Raw genomic sequence first — 18,826 nt, 5'->3', positions numbered from 1 at the left:
GCAAATGTCCGACACCAACGACAAGACCACCCATTTCGGGTTCGAAACCGTGCGCGAGGCTGAAAAAGCCGGCCGCGTACAGGGCGTGTTCAATTCGGTCGCCTCGAAATACGACGTGATGAACGACGTGATGTCGATGGGCATCCACCGGGTCTGGAAAGACGCGATGATGGACTGGCTTGCCCCGCGCGCCGGTCAGCGGCTTCTGGATGTGGCGGGCGGCACCGGCGATATCTCGTTCCGCTTTCTGAAGCGCGCAGGCCACGGCCATGCTACCGTGCTGGACCTGACCGAGCCGATGCTGGTCGAAGGCCGCCAGCGCGCCGAGGCCGACCAGATGTCCGACAGCCTGAATTGGGTGGTGGGCGATGCGATGGCGCTGCCCTTCGAGGATAACACCTTCGACGTCTACACCATCTCCTTCGGCATCCGGAACGTCACCCGCCCGCAAGAGGCGCTGAACGAAGCCTTCCGCGTGTTGAAACCCGGTGGACGCCTGATGGTACTGGAATTCAGCCAACTACCCAATGACGGGCTGCAAAAGCTCTATGATCTCTACAGCTTCAACGTCATCCCGCGCATGGGCAAGCTGATCGCCAATGACTACGACAGCTACCAGTATCTGGTGGAGTCGATCCGCAAGTTCCCGGATCAGGAGACATTCCTGAACATGGTCCGCACCGCCGGGTTCGAAAACGCCAAATACCGCAACCTGAGCATGGGCATTGCCGCACTGCATTCTGGCTGGAAGATCTAGATGCGCGGCCCTCACAACATCATTCGCCTGGTCCGGACGGGCGCCACACTGGAACGTACCGGTGCCATGAACGTCGTATTGGATGCATTCGAGGCACCGCGTGCCGTACGTATTCTGGCGCATACCCTTGGCAAACCGTTCCAATGGCTGGGCTACAAGGGCGACCCCGAGATGCCGCCCGCCACCCGTGCCCTGACCGCATTGGGTCCGGCTTACATCAAATTCGGGCAGGTACTTTCGACCCGCCCCGATGTGGTGGGAAATGAACTGGCCGAGCAACTGCGTGTTCTGCAAGACAAGCTGCCGCCCTTTTCCAAAGCTGAAGCAATGGCAGAGGTCGAGAAAGAGTTAGGCCAACCGACGTCAGAGATATTCAGCGAGTTCAGTGAACCTATCGCCGCTGCCTCGATTGCTCAGGTTCACAAGGCCAAGCTGACCAGCACAGGCGAAGACGTTGCTGTCAAAGTCCTGAGACCGGGTATCGAGCGCGCCTTCCGCAAGGATGTAGACGCGTTCTATTTCGCCGCGCGTATGGTGCAACTTTGCGCCCCCGGAGCGCGCCGACTACGCCCGATGGAAGTGATCGAGCATTTCGACGGCGTAGTACGCGGCGAGTTGGACCTGCGTCTGGAAAGTGCCGCCGCCTCGGAATACGCTGCCAATACCAAGGATGATGCCGGATTCTGGCTGCCTCCGGTGGTCTGGTCGCTATCCGCACGCCGCGTCATGACGCTCAGCTGGGCTGATGGCATTCCCTTGGGAGATAACAACGCGCTGGACGCTGCCGGACATAATCGCCGCGATCTGGCTGAACGCGTGCTCCGCCTGTTCCTATTGCACGCGCTACGCGACGGCTATTTTCACGCCGACATGCACCAAGGCAACCTCAAGGTCGCTGCGAACGGGGACATTATCGCCTATGACTACGGCATCATGGGTCATATCGATGAATATACTCGCCGGGTCTATGCCGAGATTCTCTTTGGTTTCATCCGCCGCGACTATAAACGCGTGGCTGAAGTCCATTTCGAAGCAGGCTATGTGCCTGCCAATCAGGACGTCGACGAATTCGCCCGCGCCTTGCGCGCGGTAGGTGAGCCGATCTTCGGCATGGACGCCACCCATATCTCGATGGGTCGGCTGCTAAGCTACCTGTTCGAAGTCACTGAACGCTTTGGCATGGAAACCCGCACCGAGCTGATCCTGCTGCAACGCACCATGGTGGTGGTCGAAGGCGTCGCCCGCTCGCTTGATGATCACATGAACATCTGGGAGGTCGCCCGACCGGTGGTCGAGGATTACATCAAACAATCCATCGGCCCCCGCGCCGCCCTGCGCGATTTCGGCAAAACCGCCCTGGTGCTTGCCCGTTTCGGCCCCCGCTTGCCCGGTCTGGTGGAAAATGCCCTGATTGCCCAGACTCAAAAAGACGACCCAAAGACCCCGGGTTTGATCGCGAACCTTCTGCCAGCAGCGATCGGCGCGGCCGCAGGCATAGCCGCGACGCTGGTGATCTTCGCACTCAGCTAAACCAACCCGACCGCTTCATCTGGCCAAAAATACCTTCGGGGGGGAATCGCGCCCCGGCGCGATGGGGGGGCAGACAGCCCCCCTTGCCCCGATCCAACTCAGAGCCGCTCGATGGCGAGGGCAATCCCCTGCCCTCCGCCGATGCACATGGTGATCAGACCTTTCGATCCGCCAATACGCTCCAACTCATACAACGCCTTAAGCGTGATAATCGCCCCTGTGGCGCCCACCGGATGGCCCAGTGCAATAGCCCCACCGTTCGGATTCACCTTTGCAGCGTCCAGACCCAATTCCTGATTGACGGCCAGAGCTTGCGCCGCAAACGCCTCGTTGCTTTCGATCACGTCGAAATCATCCGCAGACAAACCCGTCTTTGCGAACAGGTTCTGCACTGCGGGAACCGGGCCGATGCCCATCACCTCGGGTCGCACGCCGGCATGGGCATAGCCAATCACGCGCGCTTTGGGTTTCAAGCCCGCCTTTTCTGCAGCATCCGCTGTCGCCAACACCATCGCCGCCGCGCCGTCATTGATGCCCGAGGCGTTGCCCGCCGTCACCCGCCCATCTTTCTGGAATACCGGGCGCAATCCGGCCAGCGCCTCGGCAGTGGTGGCCTTGGGATGTTCATCGACCTTGAAGTCGACCATGTCGCGCTTGACCTTGACCTGCACCGGCGCGATCTGGCTGTCGAAATACCCGGCCTCAATCGCCGCAGCCGCACGGGTCTGGCTGGTCAGCGCAAACGCGTCCATCTGTTCGCGGCTGATCTGGTGTTCATCCGCCACATTCTCGGCGGTCACCCCCATATGCCCGGTGCCGAACGGGCAGTTCAGCGCGCCCAGCATCATGTCGAGCGATTTGACATCGCCCATCTTCGCCCCCCAACGGGCCTGCGGCACGACATAAGGGCTGCGCGACATGCTTTCGGCACCGCCCGCCACGGCAAACTCGGCATCGCCTAGCATCAGCGCCTGCACCGCCGACACTACTGCCTGCGCCCCCGAACCGCATAGCCGGTTCACGTTCATCGCCGGAGTCCCGTTCGGAATACCCGCCTGCATTGCGGCGACACGCGATAGATACATGTCGCGCGGTTCGGTGTTGATCACATGACCAAAGACAACATGATCAATCTGCGCGCCTTCAACGCCCGAACGCTCCATTGCCGCCTCGGTCGCCACGGTCGCCAGATCGATCGGAGCGGTCGAGGCCAACGCACCGCCAAAGGTCCCGATGGCTGTGCGCGCACCGTCCAGTATTACTATGTCCGTCATGTTTTCTCCTCCAAGTCTCGCGCCCATTATGCACCTGCAGCATGATCTTCATATTAGACTCACTGTCACGCCGGAATTGACATTACGTTGCGCAACACCCATGGATTCCGTCATGACGGAAAACACAGACGATATTCTGACGCGCCTGCCCGCCCGATTGAAAGAGGCGCGCCGCGCCAAAGGCCTGTCGCTTGAGGCGGTTGCCAACCTCAGCGGCGTCTCCCGTTCTATGGTCAGCCAGATCGAGCGTGGCGAAAGCAGCCCCACAATTTCGACTCTTTGGAACCTGACACGCGCTCTGCAGGTGGATTTCGCCGGACTTTTAGAAGACGCCAAAACGACCGACCAGATCGAAGTGCTGCGTCAAGCAGAAGTGCCCAGTATCGACAATATGGGCGAGAAATGCCGGATTCGCATCCTCTCTCCCCCCGAAGAGGCCGGAGGACACGAGGTCTATGATATTCAGTTTCAGGCCAATGGGAGCCTGAACAGCCAGCCTCATGCGCGCGGCGCACGGGAGCAACTGACTGTGCTGGAAGGCGCCGTCCGTGTCACTTCGGGAACGGCATCCAGCGATCTGAAACAAGGGGATACCGCCCGGTATGCCGCCGATATTACGCATTCGATAAGCGCTGAAAACCCGGCCCGCGTTTTCCTGATCGTAAAAAACGCCTGAACGGGCAAGATTCCGCCTTCACGGATATTTTTCCCAAATACTGTAATTCTCCTATTTGGGAATTTCATCCGCTATGTTAGACATGCGACTCAGATTAACGGAGGTCGCCATGGCTGATGCATTCCTGTCCCATATTTCGGATACACTCGCGCAGATTGAGGCAGAGGGTCTGTACAAGCGCGAACGAATGATCACCTCGCCTCAGGGCGGTGAGATTACGGTGGGCGACAAGCAGGTGATCAACTTGTGCGCCAACAACTATCTGGGTTTGGCCGATCACCCCGCGCTGATCAACGCCGCCAAAGGCGTCATGGAGCCCAAGGGGTTCGGCATGGCCTCGGTCCGGTTCATCTGCGGTACGCAGGACATTCATCGTGAACTTGAGCAGAAGCTGGCAAAGTTCCTGAACAAGGACGATTCAATTCTGTTCGCTGCCTGCTTCGACGCCAATGGCGGGTTGTTTGAGCCTTTGTTAGGGCCTGAAGACGCCATCATCTCTGACAGTCTAAATCATGCCTCGATCATCGACGGGGTACGGCTGTGCAAGGCAAAACGCTATCGCTACATGAACAACGACATGAACGACCTCGAAGCGTGGCTGAAACAAGCACGCGAGGACGGGGCGCGGCATATCATGATCGCAACCGATGGTGTGTTCTCAATGGACGGCTATCTGGCCAATCTGCCGAAGATTCGCGAGCTGGCCGACAAATACGACGCCATCGTGATGGTCGATGACTGCCACGCCACCGGCTTTATGGGGCCAAACGGGGCGGGCACGCCGGATCATTTCGGCGTCGACGTGGATATTCTGACGGGAACTCTAGGCAAGGCACTTGGGGGGGCAATCGGCGGTTATATCGCCGGGCCGCAGCCAGTGATCGACCTGCTGCGGCAGCGGGCGCGGCCCTATCTGTTCTCAAACTCGCTGCCGCCGTCCATCGTTGCCGCAGGGCTTGAGGCAATCCGTCTGGTTGAAGAAGGTGACATGCTGCGCGCCCAATTGTTCGGCAATGCCAAGTACTGGCGCGCCGGGTTAGAGAATCTGGGCTTCGACCTACTTCCGGGCGAACACCCGATCATCCCGGTCATGCTGGGTGAAGCGACCCTGGCGCAGGATATGGCATCGCGATTGTTTGACGAAGGCGTCTATGTTTCGGGCTTTTTCTTCCCTGTCGTGCCGCGTGGTCAGGCCCGAATCAGAACGCAGATGAATGCGGCTCTAACACGAGACGAATTAGACCGGGCGCTCGCGGCATTTGGCAGGGTCGGCAAAGAATTGGGGATAATCTGATGCGGCCCAACACGATGAAAGCCCTTGAGAAATCCAAGCCCCAGGAAGGTCTGTGGATGGTGCAGGCCCCGGTACCCGAGATCGGCCCAGACGAGGTTCTGATCCGCATCAACAAGACCGGGATTTGCGGCACGGATATTCATATCTGGAACTGGGATGAATGGGCTGCGGCCACCGTGCCGATCCCGATGATCACCGGCCACGAGTTCGCGGGTGAAATTGTTGAATTGGGTCGCAACGTGACAGGGATGACTGTCGGCCAGCGCTGTTCAGGCGAGGGGCATCTGATCACCCCTGACAGCCGCCAGAGCCGTGCGGGCAAGTTCCACCTTGATCCCGGCACGCGCGGTATCGGTGTGAATGAACAGGGTGCCTTTGCGCAATACCTGAAACTGCCTGCCTTTAACGTGGTGCCCCTGCCTGACGACGTACCGGATGAGATCGGGGCGATCCTCGACCCGCTGGGTAATGCCGTGCACACTGCACTCAGCTTCGATCTGCTGGGCGAGGATGTATTGATTACTGGCGCAGGCCCTATCGGCATCATGGCCGCCGCCGTTGCCCGTCACGCCGGTGCCCGGCATGTAGTGATCACCGATATCAACCCCGACCGCCTTAAACTGGCCGAACACGTGGTACCAACGGTACGCACCGTTGATGTGTCCAAAGAGGATCTGCAGGATGTCATCGCGGAACTGGGCATGACTCAGGGCTTTGATGTCGGGCTTGAAATGTCGGGCTCGCAAGCCGCGCTGGACCAGATGGTCGAAGCGCTGGTTATGGGTGGCAAGATCGCACTGTTGGGGATTCCGCCCGGAAAATCTCCGGTGGACTGGTCGCGTATCGTGTTCAAAGCTATCACCATCAAGGGTGTCTATGGGCGCGAGATGTTCGAGACCTGGTACAAGATGATCGCCATGTTGCAGAACGGGCTGGATGTCAGCCGCGTAATCACCCACCAGTTTGCGGTCGATGACTTTGCTCAGGGATTCAAGGCCATGAAATCCGGTCAATCAGGCAAGGTGGTTCTGGACTGGACCTAACGCTCTGGAACCGTGCGGGTTTTGTCCCTAAACATGGATAAACCCGCGCGTCTGGAGGAGCACATGGGCGACAAAGACAGGTATACAGAACGGGGAATCGAAGAGTCTCTGGTCACCGATTTCACAGAAACTCACCGCAAAAGCTATGGGGATTTTCTGCAACTTAAGACTCTGCTGAACCTGCAAAAGACCTTTCAGGACCCGGCCCAACCTGATGAGATGTTGTTCATCATCATTCATCAGGTCAGCGAACTGTGGCTGAAACTGATGCACCATCAACTTGTCGAAGTCCGCCGGTTCTTGCAGCAGGACGATTTCGGTCCCGCGATGAAGAACCTCGACCGGATCAAGGCGATCCAACGGCAGTTGATCGCCGCGTGGGAGACGCTACTGACTATGACTCCCGCGGACTACATGACGTTTCGGGACGCATTAGGCAGTTCGTCAGGCTTTCAAAGCTATGGCTATCGCCAAATCGAGTTCATTCTGGGCAACAAAGATCCCCAGACCCTGAAAGTGCATGCGCATGACCCAGAAGTGATGGAGATGCTGAACGCGGCTCTTACCAAACCCTCGCTCTATGACGAAGTGCTGCGGATGCTGGCCCGGCAAGGGTTTGACGTGCCGCATGATCTGATCGAGCGGGATTACGCAAAGCCCTACTCCGGCGATCCGCGTATCGTCAAAATCTGGGTCGAAGTGTTCCGCAACACGGAGCAATACTGGGATCTTTACGCGCTGGCCGAAAAACTGATGGATGTGGAATCTCTGTTCCAGAGGTGGCGATTCGATCATGCAACCGCGGTTGAGCGCGTGATCGGAATGCAGCCCGGAACGGGTGGATCTAGCGGCGTGGCCTTCCTGCGCAAAGCGCTGGAGTTGCGGTTTTTCCACGACCTCTACGACGTGCGAACCGAACTGATGTATACTGGGGAATAGGCCATGCTGTATCGCGGATTCACCCAAGAAGAGCTTGAGCAGGAGTATTCCCCTAGCTCAATGATTGGCGGTGATCTGACGCCATATCTAGCCAGCTATTCTGCCCTCAGCGCACAGGCACGGTCTGAAATTAGGATGCACGAAAACCGTTCCTATGGCGACAGCCCGACGCAAGTTCTAGATTTCTTCCCCGCACCTGGCGCCAACGCGCCTTTGCATGTCTTTATTCATGGTGGCTATTGGCAGGCGCTTAGCCAGCGTGAGTCGGCCCCTATGGCACCGGTATTGCATGAGAACGGGCAAGCCTTTGCCACGCTGAATTATACGCTCGCCCCCGATGCCAAATTGGGGCAGATGGTCGAAGAATGCCGTACCGCCTTGTTGTGGCTTGCGTCACAGGCCGAAACACTGGGTTTTGATCCATCAAACATCACGCTATCGGGTCACAGTGCAGGTGCCCATCTGGTTGCGATGGTGATGGCGACGTCTTCGAAGGCATTTGCGCAGGCTGGCCTGCGGGTGCGCAATGTGATCCTGATTAGCGGGATCTATGACCTTGTTCCGATCAGCCTGACCTCGGTGAATGATCCGCTGCAACTGACCAAGGTCGAGATTCACGATTTCTCACCCTGCCTCAACCTGCCCGCGCCAGGACCCCGTTACAGGGTGACAGTCGCCGAGCGGGATACGCCCGAGTTTATCCGCCAAAGCCGTGACTATGCTGAACTACTGCGCAAGGCCGGACATTCGGTCAGTTTCGATCTGCAGAAGGGCAAGCATCATTTTGACATCATCATGCCGTCGGGCACGTTTCTGTCGTCGCGCACGGACTAACCTAAATGAAAACAGCGGCCTCGTGGGGCCGCTGTTTCAAGTTTCTTTCTAGATCCGGATCAGTCCAGCGTGCGCGTGACCTCTTCGCGCTCGAAGATTTCGATCACGTCGCCTGCGCGGATATCGTCGTAGTTCTCGAACGCCATACCGCATTCCTGACCCGATTGAACTTCGGCCACTTCATCCTTGAAACGCTTGAGGGTCTTCAGCGTGCCTTCGTGGATCACCACGTTGTCGCGCAGCAGGCGGACACCCGCCGAGCGGCGGGCAACACCTTCGGTGACCAGGCAGCCAGCAACCTTGCCGACGCCGGTGACCTTGAAGACCTCTTTGATCTCGGCGTAACCGATGAATTTTTCGCGAATCTCGGCGCTCAGCAGGCCAGATGCGGCCGCTTTCACGTCATCCACCAGATCGTAGATCACCGAATAGTAGCGAATCTCGACGCCTTTCTGGTTGGCGGTGTTCCGCGCCGATGCGTTCGCACGCACGTTGAAGCCAAAGATCGGTGCACCAGAGGCTTCGGCCAGGCCGACATCCGTCTCGGTGATCGCACCAACACCCGAGTGAAGAACGCGTACGCGCACTTCGTCGTTGCCGATCTTCTCCATCGCCTGAACGATGGCTTCGGCAGAGCCCTGCACATCCGCTTTCATCAGAATAGGCAGCTCGGTGACGTTTTCGTCTTCCTTCGCCTTCTGCATCAGCTGTTCAAGGGTGGTCGCGGCACCAGCAGCGGCGCGTTTGTCCTTGGCGGCTTGCTCACGATAAGCAGCGATCTCACGGGCCTGCGCTTCGGTCTCGGTCACGTTCAGAACGTCACCTGCTTCGGGCGTACCGTTGAGACCCAGAACCTCGACCGGAACTGAGGGGCCAGCTTCTTTGACACGGTCGCCCTTGTCGTTGATCAGCGCACGGACCTTACCGTACTGCTCACCCACAACGAAGATATCGCCCTGACGCAGCGTGCCGTTCTGAACCAGAACGGTGGCGACGGGACCACGGCCCACATCCAGCTGCGCCTCGATCACGGCACCTTGGGCGGCGCGATCTGGGTTGGCTTTCAGTTCCAGAATCTCGGCCTGCAGTGCAATGGCTTCCAGCAATTCGTCCAGACCCTGACCAGTCATGGCCGAGACCTCAACGTCCTGAACCTCACCCGACATCTTCTCGACGATCACTTCGTGCTGCAGCAAGTCAGTGCGGACTTTGTCGGGGTTCGCGTCGGGCTTGTCGATCTTGTTGATCGCCACGATCATTGGCACTTCGGCCGCTTTGGCGTGGTTGATCGCCTCGATCGTCTGCGGCATCACCGCGTCGTCGGCGGCAACAACAAGAACCACGATATCCGTGACCTGAGCCCCGCGCGAGCGCATCGAGGTAAAGGCCGCGTGTCCCGGTGTATCCAGGAAGGTCAGCGTGGTGCCACCATCGGTTTTCACCTGATAGGCGCCGATATGCTGGGTGATGCCACCAGCTTCGCCGGCAACAACACGCGCGTCGCGGATCGCATCCAGCAACGAGGTTTTGCCGTGGTCAACGTGACCCATGATGGTGATGACCGGCGGACGGGGCTGCAGATCGTCATCGCTGTCTTCGACCTCTTTGATGACGTCTTCAACATCCGAATCAGAGACACGCGTGACCTTGTGGCCAAATTCTTCGATGATCAGTTCAGCGGTGTCAGCGTCGATGGTCTGGTTCTGCGTGACCATCATGCCCATCTGCATCAGCGATTTGACAACGTCAGCGACACGCTCGGCCATACGGTTGGCCAATTCCGAGACCATGATCGCCTCGGGCAGCTGAACGTCGCGGATCACCTTTTCCCGCTCGACCGTGCCGCCCATGGCCTTCTGGCGCGCCCGCTCTTGCTTGCGTTTCATCGCGGCCATCGAGCGTTGGCGATTGCCTTCGCCGCCAGTGGCCTGACCCAGTGTCAGCTTGCCCGAGCGGCGGTTGTCGTCACGGCCCTTGCCACGGCCACGCTGCTCACGCTCGCGATCCTGCTTGCGCGGTGCCGCAGCAGGTGCAGGCTTGCTGGATGGGCTGCGTGCGGCCTTGGGCTCGGCGGGTGCCGGGGCTGCGGCAGCACGCTGGGCTGCTTCCTCGGCCTCTTTACGCTTGCGTTCTTCCTCTTCGGCCTTGGCACGGGCACGCTCTTCAGCTTCACGCTGCTCGCGTTCCTTGGCCTCTTGTTCGGCCCGGCGGCGTGCGCGTTCTTCTTCGCGCGCCTTTTCCTGCGCCTCACGGGCAGCGGCCTCTTCAGCCTCGCGCGCTTTGGCGGCTTGCAACGCCTTCATACGACGCGCCATTTCCGCATCGGAAATACCCGCTGGGCGACGCGAAGGATCACCCGAAGGTGTCGCACCACCACTTGGTTTGGTCGCGCCCGGCTTGGGTACGACCACGCGTTTGCGTTTGGTCTCCACCACGACATTCTTGGTGCGTCCGTGGCTGAAACTCTGTTTCACATTTCCGGGGCGTGCCCCGCCACGAAGACCCAATGTCTTTTTGCCGTCACTATCGCTCATAAAGCTTCTTACCCTTCCGAGCGGCCCTTGCCGCCGTCATCCTTTTCGCGCAAGCCACGCAGGCGCTGCGCTTCCTCTACAACACGTTTGGCGAGTCCGCCAGAGGCCAAGGCCGCATGAATCACGGTTTGGCGCCCAAATGCCGCCCCAAGCTCGTCTGCGGTCAGCCAGCCGATGTATTTCCCGAAGTGCGGCGTGCTGAGTTTCGACTTGCCGCGCCCCGATCCATCTGAGGCCTGAATCAGCACCTGGGCCTCTTCCCGGTCCAGCCACGACTTGACCTTTTCATACCCGGCGACCGCGTCACCGGACTTGCGCGCCAGACTGATCAGCTCGATCACACGACGCGCCACCTGTTTCTCGACCTCATCGGTCAGGTCCTTGGCGGCACTCACCTGTGCCTTAAACCCGCGCGAGAACAGTTTCTTGTTCACCGCCTTGTCCAGCGCCGCACGATCCGCCGCCACGTAAACCCCACGCCCCGGCAATTTCGCCGCGACATCGGGAAAGACCTGACCATCCGGCCCCGTCACAAAGCGGATCAAGCCATATTTGGGCTGAACCTCGCCCGTGGCGATGCACTTGCGTTCAGGGCCTTCCGACCGATCCTTATGGACGCCACCGCGACCCATGTCAGCCACCCGAGGCCTGAGATCAGGCCTCGACCTCCTCATCGGTTGCTTCGCCGTCTTCTTCGGCCTGGTCCAGCTCGGCCGGATCAACCCAGCCCAGCATGATGCGCGCGGTCATGACCAGATCCTGCGCTTCTTCCAGCGTCACGCCGAAGGGCTCCAGTACACCATCATCCTTGATGCGTTCGCCATCGACCGTGGTCCAGCCACCGGCCAGTTCCCAGTCGGCGCAGGTTGCGAAGTCTTCCAGAGTCTTCACATCATCCTTGGCCAGCGCCTCTACCATCTGGGGTGTCAGGCCCTCGAATTCAATAAGACTGTCCTCGGCACCCAGCGCACGGGCTGCATCCAGCGCCGCCTTGGCCTGAGCTTCCAGGAATTCGCGTGCACGTGTCTGAAGTTCTTGCGCGGTACCTTCATCCACACCGTCGATGACCAGCAGTTCGTCGATTTCAACATATGCCACTTCTTCGAGGTTGGTAAAGCCTTCAGAAACCAGCAGCTGAGCGAAGAATTCGTCCAGATCCAGCGTTTCCATGAACAACTGGGTACGAGCCTCGAATTCTTTCTGACGGCGCGCCGATTCTTCGGCTTCGGTCATGATGTCGATGTCCAGATTGGTCAGCTGGCTGGCCAGACGCACGTTCTGACCACGACGGCCAATGGCGAGGCTCAGTTGCTCCTCGGGAACCACAACTTCGATCTTGCCAGCTTCTTCGTCCAGAACCACCTTTGAAACTTCGGCGGGCTGCAGAGCGTTCACAAGGAAAGTCGGCTGATCTTCGTTCCACGGGATGATGTCGATTTTCTCTCCCTGCAGCTCGTTTACCACGGCCTGCACGCGGCTGCCGCGCATACCAACACAAGCGCCGACGGGGTCAATCGAGCCGTCATAAGAAATCACGGCAATCTTGGCGCGCGAGCCGGGATCACGAGCAACGGCCTTGACCTCGATGATGCCGTCATAGATTTCCGGTACTTCCATCTTGAACAGCTCGGCCATGAATTCCGGCGCAGTGCGCGACAGGAAGATCTGGTGACCACGCACCTCGCGGCGAACCTCTTTGATATAGGCGCGCACACGGTCGTTCGGGCGATAGCTTTCGCGACCGATCTTGTCATTGCGGCGCAGAACGGCCTCGGCACCGCCCAGATCGACGATCACATTGCCGAACTCTTCACGCTTGACCGCACCGTTGATGATGGTGCCTGCACGATCCTTGAATTCTTCGTACTGACGATCACGCTCGGCTTCGCGAACCTTTTGCAAGATGACCTGCTTGGCGGACTGAGCAGCGATACGGCCCATTTCCACGGGCGGGACTTCTTCAACGAAGACGTCACCAACCTCTGGCGCCTCCATGTACTGCTTGGCCTGCTCGACGGTCATCTCGGCCTGATAGTTCTCAAGCTCTTCATCCTCGACCACGGTGCGGACACGGGTAAAGGTCGCCTTGCCAGTCTTGCGGTCGATGGACACGCGGATGTCCATTTCCGCGCCGTAACGGCTTTTGGCGGCACGTGCGAGCGATTCCTCCATCGCTTCGACAACCAGACCGGGGTCGATCATCTTTTCGCGGGCCACGGCCTCGGCGGTCTGCAGCAGCTCCAGCTGGTTGGCTGAGGTGATTGCCATCAGTTCGTCTCCTCTTCGGACCCTTCGGTCTCAATCTCGTCGAAAGCGTTTTCGTTCAGGGCACCAGCGTCTTTGCGCTGGCGCAGCATTTCCTTGATCAGGTCATCGGTCAGAACCAGCTTGGCGTCGCTCAGCCAGTCAAATTGCAGACCGATGGTAATGGTCTCGTCTCCCTCGGGGATGTTGATCAGAACCTCATCCCCCTCGATCCCGGCCAGTTCCCCCTTAAAGCGGCGGCGGCCGTCGATCAGTTCGGCGGTCTCGATCTTGGCCTCATACCCTTCGAATGTCTCAAAATCCTTGAGACGGGTCAGAGGGCGGTCGATACCGGGGCTGGACACTTCCAGCGTATAGGCATCGAGGATCGGGTCCTCGACATCCAGCGTGGCGCTGACGGCGTTGGAAATCTCGGCGCAGTCATCCACTTCGATACCACCGTCTGGCTTGTCAGCCATGATCTGCAGCGTGGTTTGCTTGCCGCTCATCAGGCGGATACGGATCAACTCATACCCCAGATCCTCGATCACGGGGGTGATGATCTCGGCCAGTCGCCGGTCAATGGCCGCTTTGGCTATCAGGTCGTTTGTCATTCAGGTTCTCTACCCTTCAATCGGGCACAAAAAAACGGGCGCGCGGCCCGTCGAACTTTCCGGTGGAGCCCCGGACCGAAGCCCGACACGCCGCTGTTGGGACTGCATATACGCAGGAGTTCCTGAGTCTGCAACCCCCGGCGCAAATCGTGATCAAATTTACGCCAGCCACCACCGTTCGGCGATGCGCCCATCATCCAGCGCAGCCCGGCTGATCTGGCGCGGCATACCGACATGAGAGGCCATCGCCAACGCCATCTCGGCCTCAGACGGATGATATCGCAGCCCGCGTTGCGCGGTTAGCTCCTCACCAGCCGGGAGCGCTGCGATATCTACATATCCATCGCGCAATGCTTCGGCCCGCACCCCGGCGTCCGGGATCACGATAATCTCAAGCGTATCAACCCATCCTGCCGTTCCGCTTTTGTAGTGATTGGACACCCTGCGTGCGCGGAAATGACGTTCATCCTCGGCCCGCTCAACCCGGTAGCATCCTGTGCCGTTGGCCTGAGCCAGTGGCGTCACGCCCCCTCGCGCAATGACAAACCGTGACCCAGCCAGCAAGAATGGTAGTCCCGGGTTACCCTCAGCCAATTGCAACTGCACACGATCAGGTGCAATGGCCTCGGCCTGACCAATATCTTCCAGAACAGCTAGAACATCGTTCACGTCCAGCTTGGTGCCATCGTGGAACACAGCATCATCGCGCAGGTCAAAGTTCCAGACCCGCGCATAAGCATCGGTCTGCCAATTTGTAGCCAGCTCTCCGCGCAGGGTACCATCCGGCGCGATCTCGGTCAGGCTGTCAAAGACTGCGCCCCGAGCCACCTGTTCCAGACTGTTGTCGCGTGGCACCGCCAGCCGCAAGGTGCCACCCTGTTTCGGCGTATCGGCCAGAGACGCTCCTGTCGCCGCCAGCAAAGCGGCGGCGGCGCCCGAGGCAAATAATGCGCGACGGTCGATGCGAGTCATACCGTTTCCTCCGACACGCGATCCATGATCCGAACCAGTTCCGCGCTGATGCCCGGTTCTGACAGGGCGTGACCGGCTTGCCGCACCATCTTCAGTTCGGCATTGGGCCAGCGCTCGGACAGGTTCCATGCAGCCTGCGGTGGGCAGATCATGTCATAGCGTCCCTGAACGATATGACCGGGAATATGGGCAATCCGGTCCATCTGATCCAGAATTTGCCCGTCATACTCAAGAAACGCCTTGTTCGTGAAATAGTGATTCTCAAGCCGCGCAAAAGTTCGCGCGTATTCGCCGGGGCTTTCCCCGACCGATCCGTTGGTGTGGATCGAAGCCAAAGCGTTTTCCCAATGCGACCACGCGCGAGCATACAGGATCTCGGTCGCGCGGTCGCCCGAAAACAGGCGCTTGTTGTAGGCCGAAATTGCGTCATTTACTTCATGTTCGGGCAAGAGAGAGGTGAACTTGGCCCATTGTTCAGGCCAGAATTTGCCCGCACCACCGCCATAAAACCAGTCCAGCTCGGCCTGTGTGGCCAGAAACACGCCGCGCAATACCAGCCGATTTACCCGATCTGGATGTGTTTGGGCATAGATCAACGCCAGTGTCGCGCCCCAGCTGCCGCCAAAGACGATCCAATCTTCGATGTCGAACAATTTGCGCAGACGCTCGATATCCGCCACCAGATGCCATGTCGTGTTGTTTTCGACCGACGCAGTGGGCCGCGATCGGCCACATCCGCGCTGATCAAAGAGAATCACCCGATAGGCATCCGGGTTGAAATACCGTCGCATCGCCGGGCTGCAGCCGCCGCCCGGCCCGCCGTGCAGGATCACCACTGGTATCCCATTGGGATTACCGCATTGTTCCACATAAATACGGTGCCCATCGCCCATATCGACCACGCGCTGATCGAACGGATCGATCGGCGGGTAAAGATATTGAACTGCGCGCTTTTGGTCCGGGTACTTATCCATTACGGCCCTATATAGTCCTTAAGCGTAAAAGAGCACACGGAGACAGGAATGCAAGCGCATCCGAACACGGTTGACCCGTCCGAGATCGCAAAATTCGAGGCGATGGCTGCGGAATGGTGGGACCCGCATGGGAAATTCAAACCTCTGCACATGCTGAATCCGTGTCGCCTGGATTATATCACACAGCAGATCGCAGGCGAGTTCGACCGTGATCTGAAAGCTCCGCGTCCCTTCGAAGGCTTGCGCCTGCTGGATATCGGCTGCGGCGGCGGGTTATTGAGCGAACCGATGGCGCGTTTGGGCGCCACGGTCGTGGGCGCCGACGCCGCCGAAGGCAACCTGCCTGTCGCCCGCATCCATGCCGAGCAATCGGGGCTGCAGATCGACTACCGCCACACTACCGCCGAAGACATGGCCGCCGCAGGCGAACAGTTCGATGTGGTGCTGAATATGGAAGTGGTCGAACACGTCGCTGATCCGTTGGGTTTCCTGACCGCATCGCAGCAATTGCTGAAACCGGGCGGGTTACTGATCTGCTCAACCATCAACCGCAACCCAAAATCCTACGCGATGGCCATCATCGGGGCCGAGGTCGTCATGCGTTGGCTGCCGCGCGGCACGCACGAGTGGAACAAGTTCATCACCCCGGATGAGCTGTTCGACCTGCTGCGCCAGGCCGGGCTGGATCCGGTGGACCGCAAGGGGTTCGTCTTCAACCCGATCCTGTGGAGCTGGTCGATCTCGGACCGGGATTTGAGCGTGAATTACGTGACGGCGAGTGTGAAGCCTAGGTAGGATGGGTTTTCAACCCATCTTGCAAGCGTTTTCGATCTTAAGCGATGGGTTAAAACCCATCCTACGCTTGATTATTTTACGGCTAAACGGTGAAGGTAAAACGCTGAGGCAAAACCAGCTTCGTCCAACGAGTGTTTGAGACGCCCATTTAGAAAAACGCGATGTGGTACGCCCGGGTCGCGCCAAATGTCGATCCCGGACGCCGCATCTGCATTGCAGACAACGTCCCCGGGCTTGGCATCCTTCCATTCAGGAAGTCGGAAAAGGTCATCCCGGTCGGGTCGGGCTCGTCGAAGACTTTTTGACTCAGCAATGTTCAGCGTGCCGGATTTGTTTGCGATCCACAGGATCGAGTAGTCCTGCTCAATCGGTGTGATCTTGTCTCTTTCGAACAGGTTGACGGGATAAAGCCCCCCTTGCCCTAATTCGAGATTTTTGAGGATATCAGCCACATCTGATCGGATCGCCAGAATTCCAAACAAAGTGATTACAGGAGAATACTTCCCGTAGTGAGCCTCAAAATCATGATCTTCAGGAGCAACCTCTTGAAAGAAATCCGGCAAGATATCCTGCTGCTCCAGCGGCTCCCCATGGCGCTGCCAACGATACAGATTCGCATGATAACCTGATCCGGGTTGCCACCTGAAGGCCTTGAAGCGTTCACTTGGTTCTTCAGGAAAATCATCGGGGACAAGCGCCCGGAATGGCCTCTGCAGGTCCATCCCGACGGTAATGTCTGAAACCCAAATTTCATCCGTCATCTTTTACGATCCTTTGGCGCAGTTGGCGTAAAGCCCCTACTCCCCCTCCAACTGCAACCGCAAATCCCGTAGCACGGGCAGCGTGCTGCGCACCCGCTCCAGCCCCAGCTCTCCGACCACGCGGTTGATCAGCGGGGCAATCGAGGAAATCGCCTGATCGCGTGCGCGTCGGCCTGCGGGGCTGATGGCGACCATCTTGCGGCGGGCGTCGTCCCAGTCGGGGCGGATGTGGATATAACCGGCCCATTCCAGCTTGGCCAAAGTGTTGGTCATCGCCCCGCGCGTCACATGGAACGTGTTGGCCAGTTGCGCCGGGGTGCGCTCGTCGCCGACAAACACCAGATGGTTCAGCACCGAGAAATGCGAGATTTCCATGCCTTTGGGCAGCACCCGGCTCAGCCGGTTGCGCAATAGCTGATCGGCGGTCAGGATCTCGCTGAACAGCGTGACCGCCAGGGCATTTTTTTCGTCAGTCATGGTCCGGTTCTGGATCAGGGTCCGTCAAAGGGGCGGACATGTGTTAGTGAAGGCACGCGTCTTCGCGCCTCTGTAACAGACCTATCATCCAAATCAAAAAAGTGAATGCCCGGATCGGTGCCTGCGTCGATCAGCACCTCTCCCCACGGGGCGACAACCATACTGTGGCCGTGTGTATATCGCGTCTTGCCGCGAGTTTTAGGGTGCTCACCCGTTTGTGCCGGAGCCAGCAACCAGCAGCCGGTCTCAATGGCCCGTGCCCGCAACAGCGCTTCCCAGTGGGCCGCGCCGGTGACCGGTGAAAAAGCCGCCGGGACAGTCAGGATTCGTGACCCCGCCTGCGCCAGCGCGGCGTAAAGATGCGGGAAGCGGATGTCATAGCAGATGGTCATGCCGACCTTGCCGAATTCGGTGTCGGCAATCACCGCTTTCTGACCGGGACGGTAGTTCTTTGATTCGCGAAAGGTCTCGGATTCCGTGACCTGCACGTCGAACATATGAATCTTGTCGTACCGCGCCACGATCTGCCCCTGCGGGTTGACCATGAAGCTACGGTTGGCAAAGCGCCCGTCCGAGTCATGCGTTTTGATCGCAAGTGACCCGATCAGCAGCCAGACACCCAATTTGGCGGCCTGTTCGCACAGACCCGCCAAAGTAATGTCATCTTCTTCGTGCTGCAGAACCTCGTGCTGGCGTGTGGTGCTGGTGGAGACGCAATTCGTGACCTCGGGCGTCAGAATGAACTGCGCACCCTGCGCTGCCGCGTGGGCCATCATGGCACGCACCATGTCCAGATTCTCGGTCGGATCATCCGACGCGGTGATCTGCAGCAAAGCGGTTTTCATCAAGCCGCCAGCAGGCGGTCCAGCTTGCCCTGACGTTCAAGCTCGTAAAGATCGTCGCACCCACCAACATGGGTGGTGCCCACAAAAATCTGCGGCACAGTGCGTTTTCCTGCCGCGCGCTGGATCATTTCAGGTTTGCGTTTCGGATGCATCAGCACGTCGATTTCCTTGAATTCGACGCCTTTCTGTTTCAGCAACCGCTTGGCCGCATGACAAAAGCCGCACAGCGGCGAGGTGTAGATTTCTACCGGCTTCATATTCCG

Annotated in this window: 19 protein-coding genes; 8 read left to right on the top strand and 11 right to left on the bottom strand. The window is 58.9% G+C overall.

The features are described from left to right. The first annotated feature begins 4 nt into the window (after nucleotides 1-4). Nucleotides 5-757 carry a bifunctional demethylmenaquinone methyltransferase/2-methoxy-6-polyprenyl-1,4-benzoquinol methylase UbiE gene (ubiE, locus tag ACR0NM_RS13715; protein WP_170515342.1) on the top strand — a complete coding sequence of 251 codons (753 nt, stop codon included), beginning with the start codon at nucleotides 5-7 and terminating at the stop codon, nucleotides 755-757. Then, nucleotides 758-2,287, top strand: coding sequence for a 2-polyprenylphenol 6-hydroxylase (ubiB, locus tag ACR0NM_RS13710; protein ID WP_170515344.1), 1,530 nt, complete (start codon nucleotides 758-760; stop codon nucleotides 2,285-2,287). It abuts the gene before it with no gap. A 98-nt stretch (nucleotides 2,288-2,385) separates the two neighbouring features. On the opposite strand, the gene ACR0NM_RS13705 is transcribed toward ubiB, so the two are convergent. Next, entirely contained in the window at nucleotides 2,386-3,561 is a 1,176-nt protein-coding gene (locus ACR0NM_RS13705; RefSeq protein WP_170408660.1) for an acetyl-CoA C-acyltransferase family protein, read from the bottom strand. 112 nt (nucleotides 3,562-3,673) lie between these two features. Between ACR0NM_RS13705 and ACR0NM_RS13700 the strand changes: the two genes are divergently transcribed. From ACR0NM_RS13700 to ACR0NM_RS13680, 5 genes are all read left to right on the top strand, one after another. After that, nucleotides 3,674-4,237: a helix-turn-helix domain-containing protein gene (locus ACR0NM_RS13700; RefSeq protein ID WP_170395365.1), complete on the top strand. Its 564-nt coding sequence runs from the start codon at nucleotides 3,674-3,676 to the stop codon at nucleotides 4,235-4,237. Between the two features lie 109 nt (nucleotides 4,238-4,346). After that, nucleotides 4,347-5,531, top strand: coding sequence for a glycine C-acetyltransferase (locus ACR0NM_RS13695; protein ID WP_170395363.1), 1,185 nt, complete (start codon nucleotides 4,347-4,349; stop codon nucleotides 5,529-5,531). Nucleotides 5,532-5,545: 14 nt separating this feature from the next. After that, nucleotides 5,546-6,574: an L-threonine 3-dehydrogenase gene (gene tdh / locus ACR0NM_RS13690; protein WP_170396071.1), complete on the top strand. Its 1,029-nt coding sequence runs from the start codon at nucleotides 5,546-5,548 to the stop codon at nucleotides 6,572-6,574. Nucleotides 6,575-6,637: 63 nt separating this feature from the next. Beyond that, a complete protein-coding gene (locus ACR0NM_RS13685; protein WP_170396070.1) occupies nucleotides 6,638-7,513 on the top strand; it encodes a tryptophan 2,3-dioxygenase in 876 nt (291 codons plus the stop codon). Nucleotides 7,514-7,516: 3 nt separating this feature from the next. After that, nucleotides 7,517-8,347, top strand: coding sequence for an alpha/beta hydrolase (locus ACR0NM_RS13680; protein ID WP_480615216.1), 831 nt, complete (start codon nucleotides 7,517-7,519; stop codon nucleotides 8,345-8,347). 59 nt (nucleotides 8,348-8,406) lie between these two features. On the opposite strand, the gene infB is transcribed toward ACR0NM_RS13680, so the two are convergent. From infB to pip, 6 genes are all read right to left on the bottom strand, one after another. Continuing rightward, complete coding sequence (gene infB / locus ACR0NM_RS13675; RefSeq protein ID WP_170395359.1) at nucleotides 8,407-10,881, bottom strand: translation initiation factor IF-2; 2,475 nt, start codon at nucleotides 10,879-10,881, stop codon at nucleotides 8,407-8,409. Nucleotides 10,882-10,889: 8 nt separating this feature from the next. After that, complete coding sequence (locus tag ACR0NM_RS13670; RefSeq protein ID WP_170395356.1) at nucleotides 10,890-11,513, bottom strand: RNA-binding protein; 624 nt, start codon at nucleotides 11,511-11,513, stop codon at nucleotides 10,890-10,892. 22 nt (nucleotides 11,514-11,535) lie between these two features. Continuing rightward, the gene (gene nusA, locus ACR0NM_RS13665) at nucleotides 11,536-13,149 is read right to left on the bottom strand and encodes a transcription termination factor NusA (RefSeq protein ID WP_480615214.1); all 1,614 of its coding nucleotides are present in this window, start codon (nucleotides 13,147-13,149) and stop codon (nucleotides 11,536-11,538) included. After that, the gene (gene rimP / locus ACR0NM_RS13660) at nucleotides 13,149-13,739 is read right to left on the bottom strand and encodes a ribosome maturation factor RimP (RefSeq protein WP_480615212.1); all 591 of its coding nucleotides are present in this window, start codon (nucleotides 13,737-13,739) and stop codon (nucleotides 13,149-13,151) included. The genes nusA and rimP overlap by 1 nt, the downstream gene beginning before the upstream one ends. Before the next feature lie 159 nt (nucleotides 13,740-13,898). Next, nucleotides 13,899-14,711, bottom strand: coding sequence for an ABC transporter substrate-binding protein (locus ACR0NM_RS13655; RefSeq protein WP_170395350.1), 813 nt, complete (start codon nucleotides 14,709-14,711; stop codon nucleotides 13,899-13,901). Beyond that, on the bottom strand, nucleotides 14,708-15,685 hold the full coding sequence (gene pip, locus ACR0NM_RS13650) for a prolyl aminopeptidase (protein WP_480615210.1): 978 nt from the start codon (nucleotides 15,683-15,685) through the stop codon (nucleotides 14,708-14,710). Before pip ends, ACR0NM_RS13655 begins: the two co-directional genes overlap by 4 nt. A 48-nt stretch (nucleotides 15,686-15,733) precedes the next feature. On the opposite strand from pip, the gene ubiG reads away from it, so the two are divergent. Then, a complete protein-coding gene (ubiG, locus tag ACR0NM_RS13645; RefSeq protein ID WP_170664356.1) occupies nucleotides 15,734-16,480 on the top strand; it encodes a bifunctional 2-polyprenyl-6-hydroxyphenol methylase/3-demethylubiquinol 3-O-methyltransferase UbiG in 747 nt (248 codons plus the stop codon). A gap of 71 nt (nucleotides 16,481-16,551) precedes the next feature. On the opposite strand, the gene ACR0NM_RS13640 is transcribed toward ubiG, so the two are convergent. Genes ACR0NM_RS13640 through grxC form a run of 4 tightly spaced genes read right to left on the bottom strand, consistent with a single transcriptional unit; the run spans nucleotide 16,552 to nucleotide 18,820 of the window. Further along, entirely contained in the window at nucleotides 16,552-17,241 is a 690-nt protein-coding gene (locus ACR0NM_RS13640) for a hypothetical protein (RefSeq protein WP_480615208.1), read from the bottom strand. A gap of 36 nt (nucleotides 17,242-17,277) precedes the next feature. Then, nucleotides 17,278-17,718 carry a MarR family winged helix-turn-helix transcriptional regulator gene (locus tag ACR0NM_RS13635; RefSeq protein WP_170395340.1) on the bottom strand — a complete coding sequence of 147 codons (441 nt, stop codon included), beginning with the start codon at nucleotides 17,716-17,718 and terminating at the stop codon, nucleotides 17,278-17,280. 14 nt (nucleotides 17,719-17,732) lie between these two features. Next, nucleotides 17,733-18,563: a carbon-nitrogen hydrolase family protein gene (locus ACR0NM_RS13630; RefSeq protein WP_480615206.1), complete on the bottom strand. Its 831-nt coding sequence runs from the start codon at nucleotides 18,561-18,563 to the stop codon at nucleotides 17,733-17,735. Continuing rightward, complete coding sequence (gene grxC / locus ACR0NM_RS13625) at nucleotides 18,563-18,820, bottom strand: glutaredoxin 3 (protein ID WP_170395334.1); 258 nt, start codon at nucleotides 18,818-18,820, stop codon at nucleotides 18,563-18,565. The genes ACR0NM_RS13630 and grxC overlap by 1 nt, the downstream gene beginning before the upstream one ends. Nucleotides 18,821-18,826 lie beyond the last annotated feature (6 nt).

The sequence above is a fragment of the Ruegeria sp. AF2 genome, from assembly GCF_056542025.1.
Note: the sequence above shows the minus strand (reverse complement) of the source record. Positions and strands in the feature narration are given on the sequence as shown.